The sequence below is a fragment of the Stenotrophomonas sp. YJH_SMC_4 genome (genome assembly GCF_059371575.1).
In genome coordinates, this window is sequence record NZ_JCAFUR010000025.1 from 30,743 (window position 1) to 44,614 (window position 13,872).

At 69.2% G+C, this 13,872-nt stretch carries 11 protein-coding genes; 9 read left to right on the plus strand and 2 right to left on the minus strand.

Translation table 11 applies throughout. The annotated features are described in order from the left end of the window. Positions 1-241: 241 nt before the first annotated feature. Both AC5P9F_RS19155 and AC5P9F_RS19160 read right to left on the minus strand, forming a co-directional pair. Positions 242-1,762, minus strand: coding sequence for a thioredoxin family protein (locus tag AC5P9F_RS19155; RefSeq protein WP_100438597.1), 1,521 nt, complete (start codon positions 1,760-1,762; stop codon positions 242-244). A 129-nt stretch (positions 1,763-1,891) separates the two neighbouring features. Continuing rightward, positions 1,892-2,341: a GNAT family N-acetyltransferase gene (locus tag AC5P9F_RS19160; protein WP_049451603.1), complete on the minus strand. Its 450-nt coding sequence runs from the start codon at positions 2,339-2,341 to the stop codon at positions 1,892-1,894. Positions 2,342-2,407: 66 nt separating this feature from the next. Here AC5P9F_RS19160 and AC5P9F_RS19165 point away from each other — a divergent pair, with 66 nt between their 5' ends. The 9 genes from AC5P9F_RS19165 to AC5P9F_RS19205 all read left to right on the plus strand — a co-directional run bounded on the left by AC5P9F_RS19165 (position 2,408) and on the right by AC5P9F_RS19205 (position 13,494). Then, entirely contained in the window at positions 2,408-3,343 is a 936-nt protein-coding gene (locus AC5P9F_RS19165; protein WP_099473584.1) for a TIGR03571 family LLM class oxidoreductase, read from the plus strand. 125 nt (positions 3,344-3,468) lie between these two features. Further along, complete coding sequence (locus tag AC5P9F_RS19170; RefSeq protein WP_005413704.1) at positions 3,469-3,780, plus strand: DUF3817 domain-containing protein; 312 nt, start codon at positions 3,469-3,471, stop codon at positions 3,778-3,780. A 153-nt stretch (positions 3,781-3,933) separates the two neighbouring features. Further along, positions 3,934-5,130, plus strand: coding sequence for an MFS transporter (locus AC5P9F_RS19175; protein ID WP_062606205.1), 1,197 nt, complete (start codon positions 3,934-3,936; stop codon positions 5,128-5,130). Continuing rightward, positions 5,127-6,320, plus strand: coding sequence for an isochorismate synthase (locus AC5P9F_RS19180; RefSeq protein WP_099596456.1), 1,194 nt, complete (start codon positions 5,127-5,129; stop codon positions 6,318-6,320). The genes AC5P9F_RS19175 and AC5P9F_RS19180 overlap by 4 nt, the downstream gene beginning before the upstream one ends. Further along, complete coding sequence (locus AC5P9F_RS19185) at positions 6,317-7,969, plus strand: (2,3-dihydroxybenzoyl)adenylate synthase (RefSeq protein WP_261728387.1); 1,653 nt, start codon at positions 6,317-6,319, stop codon at positions 7,967-7,969. The genes AC5P9F_RS19180 and AC5P9F_RS19185 overlap by 4 nt, the downstream gene beginning before the upstream one ends. Then, on the plus strand, positions 7,969-8,601 hold the full coding sequence (locus tag AC5P9F_RS19190; RefSeq protein ID WP_043035251.1) for an isochorismatase family protein: 633 nt from the start codon (positions 7,969-7,971) through the stop codon (positions 8,599-8,601). The genes AC5P9F_RS19185 and AC5P9F_RS19190 overlap by 1 nt, the downstream gene beginning before the upstream one ends. Continuing rightward, a complete protein-coding gene (locus AC5P9F_RS19195; RefSeq protein ID WP_005409947.1) occupies positions 8,601-8,858 on the plus strand; it encodes a phosphopantetheine-binding protein in 258 nt (85 codons plus the stop codon). Before AC5P9F_RS19190 ends, AC5P9F_RS19195 begins: the two co-directional genes overlap by 1 nt. Further along, positions 8,855-12,745: an enterobactin synthase subunit F gene (locus tag AC5P9F_RS19200; protein ID WP_164225735.1), complete on the plus strand. Its 3,891-nt coding sequence runs from the start codon at positions 8,855-8,857 to the stop codon at positions 12,743-12,745. Before AC5P9F_RS19195 ends, AC5P9F_RS19200 begins: the two co-directional genes overlap by 4 nt. Beyond that, complete coding sequence (locus tag AC5P9F_RS19205) at positions 12,736-13,494, plus strand: 2,3-dihydro-2,3-dihydroxybenzoate dehydrogenase (RefSeq protein ID WP_164225736.1); 759 nt, start codon at positions 12,736-12,738, stop codon at positions 13,492-13,494. Before AC5P9F_RS19200 ends, AC5P9F_RS19205 begins: the two co-directional genes overlap by 10 nt. The last annotated feature ends 378 nt before the right edge of the window (positions 13,495-13,872 follow it).

Genomic DNA, 13,872 nt, shown 5'->3' on the forward strand with positions numbered 1-13,872 from the left:
CGGCCGACACTACCAGAACCCGCTTTTCGAACCTCACCGGCGCGCTGATGTGCTGCCCGCGCTCGCAGGAAACCGTCCGATGGCGGGGGAAGGGGCTGGCCGGGACCGTTGGCGCCATGGATGGCGCCATCGAGCCCCCATGGATGGGTTTACGGCGTGTCCCGGCCAGCCCCTTCCCCCGCCATAACCGATATCAACAAAAGCGCCGGCAGGCGAACCAGCCGCCAGCGCTTTCATCAACTCAACTCAACCAGTCCTTGCACGCACCATCAACCTGTTCGCCGCACGCCTGCTGCATCCGCTGCTGCAGCCGCGCCAGCGTCTCCGCACCCTGGTGCTTGCCGCTCCACGCCTTCAACTGCCCGGCCAGGCGCTCGAAGCGCTGGCGGGTGCGCTGGTGGTAGCCCGACGGCTGCGCTTCCAGTTCGGCGATCAGTGAGGCGGTGGCCTGCTCGATGCGCGGTGCGTCGTCCGGTGCCAGCTTCAGCAACCCTTCCACGTACAGCACGCCCCACTGCACGCGGGTGGCCGGGCCCTGTGCACCGTCGTAGGCGCGCTTCAACCACTCCAGTGCACCGGCGGTATCGCCGCGCTGCTCGGCCAGTTCGGCCAGCTCGGGCATGTAGTAATACGGCTGTTCGCTGCGCTTCAGCTCGGCCAGCAACAGCGCCTCGGCACCGGCGTCGTCGCCAACCTCGCGCAGCGCATGGACCGCGCTGCTGATCGTGGCCTGGCGCGCATGCGCATCGGTGGCGGCGGCATCGGCAGAGGCCACGCGCTGCTTGACCCGATCAACCAGGGCCGCGGGCAGTGCACCCTTCGGCTGCTGCTGGCGGGCCAGCGATACTTCGGTCAGCGCACGCGACAACGCGTCGTCGGCGCGATCACCGCGCTCGGCATCTGCGCGCTCCAGTGCGACCAGCAGCTGCTGTCCCAGCGTGTTGCTGGTGGCCGGCCCGGCACTGGCCTGCTTGACCAGTTGCACGCCCGCATAGCCCAGCAGCTCCCGGTTGCGGCGCACTTCCGCCGGTTGCGCCAGCACCGCCTGCAGCAGCTCGCGTACTTCGGTGGGTGAGGCATCGGGCTTTTCGGCCGTTGCCAAGGCAAGCAGAGCGAAGCGGCGCTGCAGGGCGGCATCCGGTGCCGCCTTGGACAACTGGCGCAGTACGACCTGGCTCTTGCGCTCGCCGGCGAGGCGGTTGGCGTCCACTTCCCAGCCGTAGTCGCCCAGCACCTGCCAGTCTTCGGCGGCCAGGCGGTCCGGCGTTGCCAACGCGGTGGCCAAGGTGGCGGCGACGGCACTGCGGCGGCCTGCGGCAACGGTCAGTGCACGGGTCAGTTCGGCGGCGTCGTTGCCGCCGGCCACGCGGGTGATTTCGTTGCGCTGTGGGTCCAGCACGATCAGGGTCGGATAGCCGCGTACGCCGAAGCGCTCGCCCCAGGCCTGCGCACCTTCCTCGTCGCCATCCAGATAGACGGGCACGAATTTGCTGGTCAGCGCGATGAAGGCCGGGTCCTTGAACAGGCCGGCCTTGAGCTGGTTGCACGGCGGGCACCAGACCGCGCCCCAGTACAGCAGCACCGGCTTGCCGCTGTCGGCGGCTTCGGCGAAGGCATCGTCCACATCGCCCTGGCGCCAGGCGATGGCGGACGCCGGCGCGGGTGCCTCGGCGGAGTTGGCGGTGGAAACCGGGGCCGGGGTGCAGGCGCTCAGCGCCGAAGCCAGCAGCAACACGGAAAGCGCGACGCGCATCGGCAGCATCTCGAAGGGCAGGGTGACAGGCCATTGTAGGAACCGCCGGGGAGCCCGCTGATTCAGTTTGCTCATGACGGGCGTGCTGCAGGGCATGACGCCCACCGGGCATTGCCGGGCAACGCCGGGCGGATGCCTTCAGGCCGCTGCCCGCACCATCTGCTGATACACCAACCCATTGAACTCGCCGACGTCACCGTCCAGCGCAAAGCCATAGCGCAGGTAGGTCGGTACCGCATTGAGCGAGGCGCGCACGGTAAGGACCGGCTCGCGCACCTGTGGAAGCACCGCCTCGAACAAAGCATGGCCGATGCCCTGGCCCTGGCAGGCGGGATCGACGAACAGCATCGCAAGATGCCGGCCTTCCTTCAGTTCGATCACGCCGACGACGCGACCGTCCTGCTCGGCCACCAGGATGTGGTTGTCACCGTGCAGGCGCGCGCCGAACGCTTCGGCAGCGGCGACACTGCCGAAGGTGGCGATGCCGGCCGCGCTGAGCGAAGGCGCGACCGCCGCAGTGAACGCAGCCAGGCACACCGCACTGATCGCGGGCAGGTCATCGACGTGGGCAGGGCGGATCGTCGGCATGCAGTGTTCTTCCGGTAGTGGGCGGCGCGTCATCGTTGCCGCAGGCCTGCACGCTAAGCTGGCGGCATGAGTGAGTTCAATCCTGCTTACGCTGCCTTGTTTCCGCAACAGGGCCTGAGCCTGGGCCTGATGACGCCTGTCGCCGCGCATGGACTGGCCGATCCGCATGAGGCGCGGCGCATTGCGCGACTGGCCGATGATCTGGGCTTTGCCGCATTGTGGACGCGTGATGTACCACTGATGGTGCCGCAGGGTCCGGACGCGACAGCAAGCGCGCTGGATGACCCGTTTCTGTGGCTGGGCATGCTGGCTGCCGCGACCGGACGCATCGTGGTCGGCAGCGCGGCCATCGTGCTGCCATTGCGGCAGCCGCTGCAGGTGGCGAAGTCGGCCTTGAGCCTGGACCGGATCAGCGGCGGGCGCTTCGTGCTGGGCCTGGGTTCGGGTGACCGACCGGAAGAGTTCGCCGCATTCGGTGAGGATCTGGAGGGCAGGGCGGCGACGTTCCGTGAGCGCTGGACCTTGTTGCGGGCGGCGCTGTCACCGGAGGCCGATGAGCGGACGGCCGTACTGCAGGCGACGGGTGGCTTCGACGTGCTGCCGGCGCCGGCAACCCGCATCCCGATGCTGGTGGTGGGTACCGCGCGGCAGAGCCTGCAGTGGATCGCGCGCGAGGCCGAAGGCTGGGCCACCTATCATCGCGACGAGGCCGCACAGGAAGGGCGCATCGGCCTGTGGCAGCAGGCGCTGGTGCAGCGTGGTGGGCCAGCCAAGCCGTTCGTGCAGTCGATGCTGCTGGATCTGCAGGCCGATCCGCAGGCGCCAGCCGAGCCGCTGCCGCTGGGCCTGAAGGTCGGCCGCGATGGCCTGCGTGACTACCTGCTGCGCGTGCATGCGCAGGGCGTGGCGCACGTGATGTTCAACCTGGTCGACAACGGGCGGCCGATGGACCTGGTGCTGCGCGAGATTGGTGAGCACGTTCTGCCATACACGCTCCGGTAGGTGTCCACCTTGGTGGACACGCTCCAGCAGTCGAGCACGGTTCGACTCTACATGGGGTTCGCATCTGCGTATCATTCGCATTTGATACCCCCATGCCGGAGCCCCGCGTGACCCAACATTCCCCCATGCACCCGACCGGACGTCTGTTCGCCGCGGTCGCTTTCATCGAGGCCGTGACCTGGGCCGGCCTGCTCATCGGCATGTGGATGAAGTACGGCCCGATGGCCAACGTGGCGCTGGTGAAGCTGTTCGGGCCGCTGCACGGCGTGGCCTTCCTGGTCTATGTGGCAGTCACCCTGTTCGCGGCGGTGCGCCTGCGCTGGCCGTGGTGGGCCAGTGCCCTGGCGCTGCTGGCAGCCATCCCGCCGCTGGTGACGCTGCCGCTGGAGTGGTGGTTCAAGCGCCGTGGCCTGCTCGGCCTGCATGCAATGCGCTGAACCCACTGTTGCGCGCCCATTCAAGAGAATGGGTATCAAATGCAAATACGAGCCGTTATCATTTAAGGGTGGCGTCCGGTCCTGAGCAGGGCCGGTGCCGGGCGGGGTGCGCAGGCGTGCCCGGCCATCCTTTCCTGTTACGGCTGGTGTTCCATGCACGCACGTCCCGTCGTTCCCGGCTTGCCGGCGCTGGTGTTGGCTGCCCTGATCGGCACCATGGCGATGATGTCCTTCGTCGCCGTGATCGGCCCGGTGGTCCGCATGCTCGGCTTGTCCGAGTGGCATGCCGGCCTGTCGGTCACCGCCGCAGGCGTGTTGTGGATGCTGGCCGCGCGCCCCTGGGGCCAGCTCAGCGACCACATTGGGCGCAAGCGCGTGCTGATCCTGGCGATGAGTGCCTATACGGCGGTCTACATCGCACTGGCGGTGTTCATCGACGTCGCCCTGCAGGCGGTGCCGCCGGTACTGGTGTCGGTGCTGGTGCTGGTCGGCGCGCGCGGCTTGATCGGGCTGTTCTACGCGGCCGTGCCGCCCACGGCCGCTGCGCTGATTGCCGACAAGGCACCGACCGGGCAGCGCGCCAGTTTCCTCGCCCGGCTGGGCAGTGCCAACGCGCTGGGCATGGTACTGGGTCCGGCCGCTGCCGGCTGGCTGGCCTATACCAATCTTTCGCTGGCGCTGTACGTGGCCGCGTTGCTGCCGTTGCTGGCACTGGCATTGCTGGCCTGGCGGCTGCCGGCTACACCACCGGTGGTGGGCGCGTCCGCACAGCGCCGCACGCCGATGAGCCGTCTCGACGCGCGCCTGCGCCTGCCGCAGCTGGCAGCGTTCATCGCGATGGTCTCGGTGACCATCGCGCAGGTCACGGTCGGCTTCTTCGCGATTGATCGCCTGGGCCTGGATGCGGCGGCCGGTGCACGCATGGCCGGCATCGCACTTACCGCCGTTGGTGTCGGCCTGATCCTGGCGCAGGCGCTGGTGATGAAGCTGGAGGTACATCCACGCCGTTGGATCGTCCTTGGCGCCCTGATTTCCGGCATTGGCTTTGCTTCGGTGGCGGGCGTGCAGCAGGGCTGGCAGTTGCCGGCGGCGTACGCGTTGGCCGCGTTTGGCATGGGCTTCGTATTCCCCTCGTTCCAGGCGCTGGCCGCCGATGCGGTGGAGGCGCACGAGCAGGGCGCCGCCGCCGGCACCGTCGCTGCCGCGCAGGGGCTGGGCATGGTGGCCGGGCCGATGCTCGGCACGCTGTTGTATCGCGGCGGGCCGAGCCTGCCTTACCTGCTGGTCGGTGCGCTGCTGCTGTTGCTGTGCGCGCTGGCTGCAGCGCATCGGACGAAGGAGACCCCATGAACGATTCCCTGATGCAGGGCGCGTGGCCGGAGGCTGCGCCAGCGTCACTGGACAGCACCGACGACGCGTCGCTGTTCCTGCTGCAGCATGCCGGCCAGCACGTGCATGCACGCGGCTGCCGCGCCACGCTGCCGGCCGGTGCACTGGCGACATTGGCAGAACGCGTCTCGGCGTTCTTTGCCCGGCAGCGTGGCGGCCCGGGCCTGCTGGTTGGCGCAGTGCCGTTCGAACCGCGTGCGGACGATGCGCTATTCCAGCCCGAGCGCCTGCTGCCGGCACTGGCACTGCAGCCGCAGGCCGCACCGCCGCTGGACGGTTCCCTGAAGGCCGAGCCTGCGCCGCAGGACTATGCGTCAGCGGTTGCCGCGGCGGTGCAGGTACTGCGCGCGCCCGATCTGAACCTCCAGAAGGTGGTGCTGGCGCGCAGCCTGCTGGCACGCACCCGCCAGGCGCTGTCTCCGGACGTGCTGCTGGCACGCCTGGGCGCAGATCCGTCGGTGGCGACCTACGCGGTGCCGTTGCCGGTGGAGCTGGGCCAGGCACCGGCCTGGCTGGTGGGGGCGACGCCGGAACTGCTGCTGCGCAAGCGCGGCGCCGAGCTGTTGTCGCATCCGCTGGCCGGTTCCGCGCGGCGCAGCGCCGATGCCGCCGAGGACGAGCGTGCGGCGCAGGCGCTGCTGGCCTCGACCAAGGACCACGACGAGCACCGCCACGTGGTCGAAGCCATCGTCGAGGGCTTGGCACCGTACTGCAGCCACATCGATGCGCAGCCGCGCCCGGTGCTGCATGCCACCGCCAGTATGTGGCACCTGGGCACCCGCATCCACGCCACCCTGAAGGATCCGCAGGCGTCTGCCGCCGAACTGCTGGCGCAGCTGCACCCCACGCCGGCAGTCTGCGGTACGCCACGGTTGGCGGCGCTGCAGCGCATCCGCGAGCTGGAACCGGTGCCGCGCGGCTTCTACGCCGGTGCCGTGGGCTGGTTGGACGCGCAGGGTGACGGCGACTGGTACGTGGCGATCCGCTGCGCGCGCCTGCAGGGCACGCAGCTGCGCCTGTATGCCGGTGCCGGCATCGTCGCCGAGTCACACCCCGAGGCCGAGGTGGCCGAAACCGCAGCGAAGTTCGCTGCCCTGTTGAACGCGCTGGGTGTCCATGAATCCGCGCCCGCCATCGAGCCTGCCGCATGAGTACCTCCACTGACTCTTCCCGCCTGCCGCTGCAGCAGGTGTGGCCCGACACGCTGGTGGCGCGCTATCGCGAAGCCGGTCACTGGCGTGGCGAGACCTTCCCGGGTTTCCTGCGCGAGCGTGCAGAACGCTATGCCGATGACATCGCGGTGGTCGCCGGCGACGTACGCCTGAGCTATGCGCAGCTGTGGCATGAGGCAGGCCGCATCGGTGCGGGCCTGCTGGCGCTCGGCCTGCAGCCTGGCGAACGGGTGCTGGTGCAGCTGGGCAATACCGCCGGGTTCATCACCACGGTCTGCGGCCTGTTCCGCGCCGGCCTGGTGCCGGTGTATGCGTTGCCGGCGCACCGCATCACCGAGCTGGTCCACTTCGCCAACAAGGCGGAAGCCAGTGCCTACATCACCACCACACTGCACGATGGCTTCGATCATCGCGGGTTGGCAAGGGCGCTGCAGGCCGAAGTGCCGGCGGTTCGCCATGTGGTGATCGACGGCGATGCGGCGGAGTTCATCGCGCTGGAGGCACTGCAGGGCGATCGCAGCCAGCTGCCGTCCGATCCGGACCCGCAGTCGGTGGCGTTCCTGCAGATATCCGGAGGCAGCACCGGGCTGTCCAAGCTGATTCCGCGTACCCACGACGACTACATCTACTCGTTCCGCGCCAGCAATGACCTCTGCGGCATCGACCGCGACAGCGTCTATCTGGTCGCGCTGCCGGCCGCGCACAATTTCCCGATGAGTTCGCCGGGCTTCTTCGGCGCACTGTATGCCGGCGCCCGCGTGGTGCTCAGTCCCGGCCCCGGTCCGGATGCGGCCTTCCCGCTGATCGCCCGCGAGCAGGTGACCTGCTGCGGGCTGGTGCCGCCGCTGGCGTTGCTGTGGGCACAGGCCGCCGCCACCAGCAAGCATGACCTGTCCAGCCTGCACGTACTGCAGGTAGGCGGCGCCAAACTGGTGCCGGAAGCCGCACGGCGGGTGATCGATGGCCTTGGCTGCACGCTGCAGCAGGTGTTCGGCATGGCCGAAGGCCTGGTCAACTACACACGGCTGGATGACCCGGAGGAACTGATCGTGGCCTGCCAGGGCCGGCCGATCAGTCCGGATGATGAAGTGCGCGTGGTCGATGACCATGACCAGCCGGTGGCCGAAGGCGAGGTAGGGCATCTGCTCACCCGTGGGCCGTACACCATCCGCGGCTACCACAACGACGCGGTGGCCAATGCGCGCTCGTTCACCGACGACGGCTTCTATCGTACCGGCGACCGTGTGCAGCAGCTGCCCGGAGGCTACCTGGTGGTGCAGGGCCGCGCCGGTGACCACATCAACCGTGCCGGAGAGAAGATCTCCGCCGAAGAGATCGAAGATCACCTGCTGGCCCACCCCGGTGTGTTCGACGCCGCCGTGGTCTCCATTCCCGATGAGTACCTGGGCGAGCGCAGCTGCGCCTTCGTGATTCCGCAGGGCGAGCCGTTCAAGGCGCCGGCGCTGAAGTCCTGGATGCGCGGGCGCGGCCTGGCCGCGTTCAAGGTGCCCGACCAGGTCGTGTTCGTCGACAGTTTCGATACCACCGCGGTCGGCAAGATCAGCCGCCGCGAACTGCGCGCGCAGTTGCGTGCGCGTCATCTGCAACAGACAGGAGGAACGCGCTGATGGCGCTGCCCCGTATCACCGATTACCCCTTGCCGACCGCCGCTGAACTGCCGCAGGCACGCGGCCCGTGGCGCCCGCAGCGCGATCGTGTCGCCTTGCTGGTGCACGACATGCAGCGCTACTTCCTGGCCGCATTCGACGCCGGCAATGCACCGCTGCGGCCGGCCGTGGACAACATCGCACGCCTGCTGGCGCATTGCCGCGCGCACGGTATTCCGGTGTTCTACACCGCCCAGCATGGCGACCAGGATCGCCGTGACCGTGGCCTGCAGGCCGACCTGTGGGGACCGGGCATGCGCCGCAGCGCCGACCATGAACCGATCATCGACGCGCTGGCACCGCAGCCGGGCGAGCACGTGCTGGTCAAGCACCGTTACAGCGCGTTCCAGCGCAGCAACCTGGAGACGCTGATGCGGGTGCGTGGCCGCGACCAGTTGCTGGTGACCGGCGTGTACGCCCATATCGGCTGCACGGCGACCGTGGTCGAGGCGTTCCAGCGTGATATCGAGGCCTTCATTGCCGCCGACGCCGTGGCGGACTTCTCGCGCGCCGATCACGATCAGGCGCTGCACTGGATCGCGCGCACCAGCGGGGTGCCGATGACCACCGACCAGTTGCTGGAGGTGCTGTGATGGCTGCCACCGCTGAGATGCTGGATCTGGAGCGCATGCGTGCCGACGTGGCGCGCGTTCTGGAATGTACGCCTGCCGAGATCGGTGACGACGACAACCTGATCGACCTGGACCTGGACTCGATGCGCATGCTCGGCCTGGTCCTGGCCTGGGGCAACACCGGCCTGCCGATTGAGTTCTCGCAGTTGGCCGAGCACACCACGCTGCGCCAGTGGTGGAACGTGGTGCAGACGCTGCAGGCCGCGCAGAACGCATGAACGCCGCTGCGCTGGCCACGCCGGTGGCATTGACCGAGGCCCAGACCGGACTGTGGTTTGCACAGCGGCTGGCGCCGGACAATCCGTCATTCAATACCGCGCACGCGGTGTGGATCGATGGCCCGCTGGACGTGACCGCGTTCGTTGCAGCGGCAGACCAGGCTGCGTTCGAAGCCCAGGCCTTTGCGCTGCGCTTTGCCGAAGGGGCCGATGGCCAGCCGCTGCAGTGGCATGACCCGGCACACGTGCCGCTGCTTTCGGTGCGTGATGTTTCCGCCGAAGCGGATGCTGCCGCTGCGGCACGCAGCCTGATGCACGCCGACCGGCTGAGCCCGGTCGACCCCGCCCGCGACCGGATCAGCCAACAGATGCTGCTTGAGCTGGGCGGGCAGCGCTGGGTCTGGTACCTGCGGGTGCATCATCTGGCGGCTGATGGCTATGGCATGGCGCTGTTCACCGATCGCGTGTGCGCGTTGTACGCCGGCCGCATGGGTGAGCCACTGCCGGGGCTGGCGGGCGTGCTGGCCGATGATGCCGCTTATCGTGCCGACCCGCGCCGCACGCAGGCCGGGCAATGGTGGCGTGAGCAGATGCAGGGCGCACCGGCAGGCGGGGGCCTGGCCGGCACGCTCGCGGCCAGTGACGACGCGCTGCGCTGGGTGCAGCCGCTCGATGCGGCCTTCCGTGAGCAGCTGCTGCAGGCATCGGTGCGTTGGCTGCAGCCCTGGCCGGATGTGCTGGCCGCGTTGTCGGCCGAATACCTGCGGCGGATGAGCGCGGCCGATGAAGTGGTGCTGGGCGTGCCCTACATGGGGCGGCTCGGCAACGCGTCGGCGCGGGTGCCGGCGATGGTGATGAATGTGTTGCCGCTGCGCGTGGCGGCCGGCGAGGGCAGCGTGGAGGCCTTCACCCGCGGCCTGGGCCTGCAGCTCAGCCAGGGTCGCAAGCACGGCCGTTACCGCGGTGAGCAGCTGCGCCGGGACCTGGGCCTGGTCGGCGCGCAGCAGCGCCTGCACGGTCCGTTGGTGAACGTGCAGCCGTTCTACAGGCCGCTGGCGCTGGCCGACGTGCAGGCGACGCTGGAGGTGCTGTGCACCGGGCCGGTGGATGACCTGACGCTGGGCTTCCGTGGCGATGGCCAGGCGCTGCTGGATCTGGAAATCGAGGCCAATCCCGCGCTGTACAGTCGCGAGGATGTCGAGGCGCACGCGGCGCGGCTGCTGCATTTCGTATCGGCGGCGCTGCAGGCTGACGATATCGCAGCCGTGCCCCTGGCGACGCCCGAGGAGGCGCAGCAGGTGCTGCAGGAATTCAATGCCACCGCGCACGCGCTGCCGGAGACGACCCTGGTCGAGCTGCTGCAGCAGGGCATGGATCGGGACCCACACGCGCCTGCGCTGGTGTTCGGCGACGCTGCTTTGGATTACGCAACGCTGGAAGCGCGCAGTTTCGCGCTGGCGGCGCAGCTGCGGGCGATGGATGTCGGCCCGGGCAGCGTGGTGGCGGTGGCATTGCCGCGCTCGCTGGAGCTGGTGATCGCGCTGGTCGCGGTGCTGCGCGCAGGCGCGGCCTATCTTCCGCTGGACCTTGCCCATCCCGATGAGCGGCTGGCGCGTATTCTCGCCTCGGCACAGCCTGTGTGCGTACTGGCTGCGGCCGAGGATTCGGCGCGCATGGCCGGCGTACCGGTGCTCGCGCCGGAGCAGTGGACCGCGCTGAGCTTCGCCGCGCCATGGGCCGATCCGGCGCCCAGCGATGCGGCGTATGTGATCTATACCTCCGGTTCGACCGGCGAGCCGAAGGGCGTGGTCATCGAACATCGTGCCATCGTCAACCGCCTGCTGTGGATGCGCGAGCACTACGGCATCCGTGCCGACGACCGCGTGCTGCAGAAGACCCCGGCCACCTTCGATGTCTCGGTCTGGGAATTCTTCCTGCCGCTGCTGTGTGGGGCCACCCTGATGGTCGCCGGGCCGGACGCGCATCGCGATCCCACCGAACTGGCGCGGCTGATCCGCGAGCATGGCATCACCACGGCGCATTTCGTGCCATCGATGTTGGATGCCTTCCTCGCTGCACCGGCCTCCGAAGGGCTGCAGCTGCGACGGGTGTTCACCAGTGGCGAGGCGCTGGATGCTGCGTCCCGCGACCGCTTCCACGCGCGTGTGCACGCCGAGCTGCACAACCTGTATGGCCCGACCGAAGCTGCGGTGGACGTCAGCTACTGGCCGGCGTCGGCGCAGGATCGTTCGCGGCCGGTGCCGATCGGGTTCCCGGTCTGGAACACCCGCCTGTACGTGCTGGACGCCCGGATGCAGCCGGTGCCGGTGGGCGTGGCCGGTGACCTGTACCTGGGTGGTGTGCAACTGGCACGCGGCTATCTCGGTCGCGATGACCTGACTACCGAGCGCTTCCTTGCCGATCCTTTCCTGCCGGGCGAGCGTATCTACCGCACCGGCGACGTGGCACGCTGGCGGCGCGATGGTGCGGTCGAGTACCTGGGCCGCAGCGACCACCAGGTGAAACTGCGCGGCCTGCGCATCGAGCTGGGCGAGATCGAGGCGGCACTGCGCGAGCTGCCTGGCATGGATCGGGTGGAAGTGCTGCTGCGCCAGGATGCTCCCGGCGATGCGCGTCTGGTGGCCTATGTTCCAGCGGCGCATGCCGACGCCGTGACGCTGCGCAGCCACCTGGCCACGCGTTTGCCGGACTACATGGTGCCCTCGGCCTTCGTTGGTGTGGACCACTGGCCGGTGACCGCCAACGGCAAGCTCGATCGCAACGCGTTGCCGAAGCCACCGCAACTTGAAGTTGCCGGCTTGGCGCCGCGCACGCCGCTGGAACAGGAGCTGGCGTTGATGTTCGCACAGGCGCTTGGGCGTGAGGCGCCGGTGGCAGTGGATGCAGATTTCTTCAGTCTCGGCGGTGATTCGTTGTCGGCGGTGCACCTGCTGCTGGCGATCGAGCAGCGCTGGCGCTGCGATCTGGGTCTGGGTGCCTTGTTTGCCCAGCCCACCGTGGCCGCGCTGGCAGTTCGCATTGCCGAGCCGCCCGCGCTGGCCGATCACGCACTGGGGCCAGTGATCGCGCTGGCCGCGACCGACGCTGCCGGGCCCACGCCGCTGTTCGTGCTGCACCCGGCCGGGGGGATCGCCTGGAACTACCGCACCCTGGCCCGGGCACTGCAGCCGGCACGCCCGGTGTATGGCCTGCAGTCGCCGGCCCTGGACGCGCGGCAGCCGCTGCCGAGCAGCATCGAGGCGATGGCCAACGACTACGTACAGCGCGTGGTCGCACTGCAGCCGAAGGGGCCGGTGCATCTGCTGGGCTGGTCGGTGGGCGGCATCCTGGCCCAGGCGATGGCGGTGCGCCTGCATGAGATCGGCCGCGAGGTCGGCGAGCTGGTACTGCTGGACGCTTATCCCAGCGAGTGCTGGCGGGCCGAGCCGGAACCCGATGCCATCGCTGCATTGCGGGCACTGCTGGCGATTGCCGGCCACGATCCGGATGCGCATCCGGAGCTGGACAGCCGTGAACGCATTCTGGCGTTCCTGCGACGTGGCGGTAGTGCACTCGGCAGCCTGCCGGATGTGGTGCTCGATGGCGTGGTGCGCGCAGTGACCGGCACCAATCGACTGATCCGCGAGCACATCCACCAACCGTTCGACGGCACGCTGGTGCACGTCCGCGCGGGCCGGGATCACCAGGCGCGGCCACAGCTGCAGTCGGCGTTGTGGCGGACCCACGCGCGCAAGGTGCAGGCGCTGGAACTGCCGTTCCTACACGCCGAACTTACCGGCCGCGATGCGGTGGCGCAGCTGGCGCCATGGTTGTCGGCGCGGCTGCGCCAATGGGACGAGCAACAGGAGATCGCAACATGCAGTTGACCGGTTTTGAAGGCCGCGTGGCATTGGTGACCGGTGCCTCCGGCGGCATCGGCGAGGCACTGGTACGGCTGTTGGTCGAGGCCGGCTGCACGGTGGTGGCGACCGATCGTGAGGCGCCACACGTGGCCGATACGCGGGTCAGGTCGTTCGCACTCGACGTGACCGACAGCGCAGCGGTGGACGCCCTGGTGGATCAGGTCGAATCCAGCATCGGGCCGATCACGCTGGCGGCCAGCGTGGCCGGCGTGCTGCACGTGGGCAGCGTCGCCGAGACCGGCGACGCCGACTGGCGCCGGGTGTTCGCGGTCAACGCCGACGGCGTATTCCACGTTGGGCGCGCCTTGGCGCGGGTGATGTCGCCGCGCCAGCGGGGCGCGATCGTTACCGTCAGTTCGAATGCGGCCGGTGTGCCGCGGCATGGCATGGCGGCGTATGCCGCGTCCAAGGCCGCCGCCACCATGTTCACCCGCTGCCTCGGGCTGGAGCTGGCGCCGCTGGGCATCCGCTGCAACATCGTCGCCCCGGGGTCCACGTTGACCCCGATGCAGACCGGCATGTGGCAGGACGAGCGCGGTGCCGAGCGGGTAATCGCCGGTAACCTGGAGACCTACAAGGCCGGCATTCCACTGCGCAAACTCGCCACCCCGGAGGACATCGCGCACTCGGTGATGTTCCTGCTCTCCGAGCAGGCCGGGCATGTGGCCATGAGCGACCTGTACGTCGACGGCGGCGCCACCCTGCGCGGCTGAGCCCCGACCGCCGCCTGCCGGCAATGGTAGGGCCGGCCGCTGGCCGGCAATCCATGGCCCCGGTAGTGCCGGCGGCTGGCCGGCAATCCATAGCCCCGGTAGTGCCGGCCGCTGGCCGGCAATCCATAGCCCCGGTAGTGCCGGCCGCTGGCCGGCAATCCATGGCCCCGGTAGTGCCGGCCGCTGGCCGGCAACCCACAGCTCCGGTAGTGCCGGCCGCTGGCCGGCAATCCATAGTCCCGGTAGTGCCGGCCGCTGGCCGGCAATCCATAGCCCCGGTAGTGCCGGCCGCTGGCCGGCAATCCATAGCCCCGGTAGTGCCGGCCGCTGGCCGGCAATCCATAGCCCCGGTAGTGCCGGCCGCTGGCCGGCAATCCA

What these genes read in the sequence shown, in the direction of transcription:
- AC5P9F_RS19155 (WP_100438597.1), bottom strand. Translation starts at nt 1,762, where the DNA reads ATGCTGCCGATGCGCGTCGCGCTTTCCGTGTTGCTGCTGGCTTCGGCG.
- AC5P9F_RS19160 (WP_049451603.1), bottom strand. Translation starts at nt 2,341, where the DNA reads ATGCCGACGATCCGCCCTGCCCACGTCGATGACCTGCCCGCGATCAGT.
- AC5P9F_RS19165 (WP_099473584.1), top strand. Translation starts at nt 2,408, where the DNA reads ATGAGTGAGTTCAATCCTGCTTACGCTGCCTTGTTTCCGCAACAGGGC.
- AC5P9F_RS19170 (WP_005413704.1), top strand. Translation starts at nt 3,469, where the DNA reads ATGCACCCGACCGGACGTCTGTTCGCCGCGGTCGCTTTCATCGAGGCC.
- AC5P9F_RS19175 (WP_062606205.1), top strand. Translation starts at nt 3,934, where the DNA reads ATGCACGCACGTCCCGTCGTTCCCGGCTTGCCGGCGCTGGTGTTGGCT.
- AC5P9F_RS19180 (WP_099596456.1), top strand. Translation starts at nt 5,127, where the DNA reads ATGAACGATTCCCTGATGCAGGGCGCGTGGCCGGAGGCTGCGCCAGCG.
- AC5P9F_RS19185 (WP_261728387.1), top strand. Translation starts at nt 6,317, where the DNA reads ATGAGTACCTCCACTGACTCTTCCCGCCTGCCGCTGCAGCAGGTGTGG.
- AC5P9F_RS19190 (WP_043035251.1), top strand. Translation starts at nt 7,969, where the DNA reads ATGGCGCTGCCCCGTATCACCGATTACCCCTTGCCGACCGCCGCTGAA.
- AC5P9F_RS19195 (WP_005409947.1), top strand. Translation starts at nt 8,601, where the DNA reads ATGGCTGCCACCGCTGAGATGCTGGATCTGGAGCGCATGCGTGCCGAC.
- AC5P9F_RS19200 (WP_164225735.1), top strand. Translation starts at nt 8,855, where the DNA reads ATGAACGCCGCTGCGCTGGCCACGCCGGTGGCATTGACCGAGGCCCAG.
- AC5P9F_RS19205 (WP_164225736.1), top strand. Translation starts at nt 12,736, where the DNA reads ATGCAGTTGACCGGTTTTGAAGGCCGCGTGGCATTGGTGACCGGTGCC.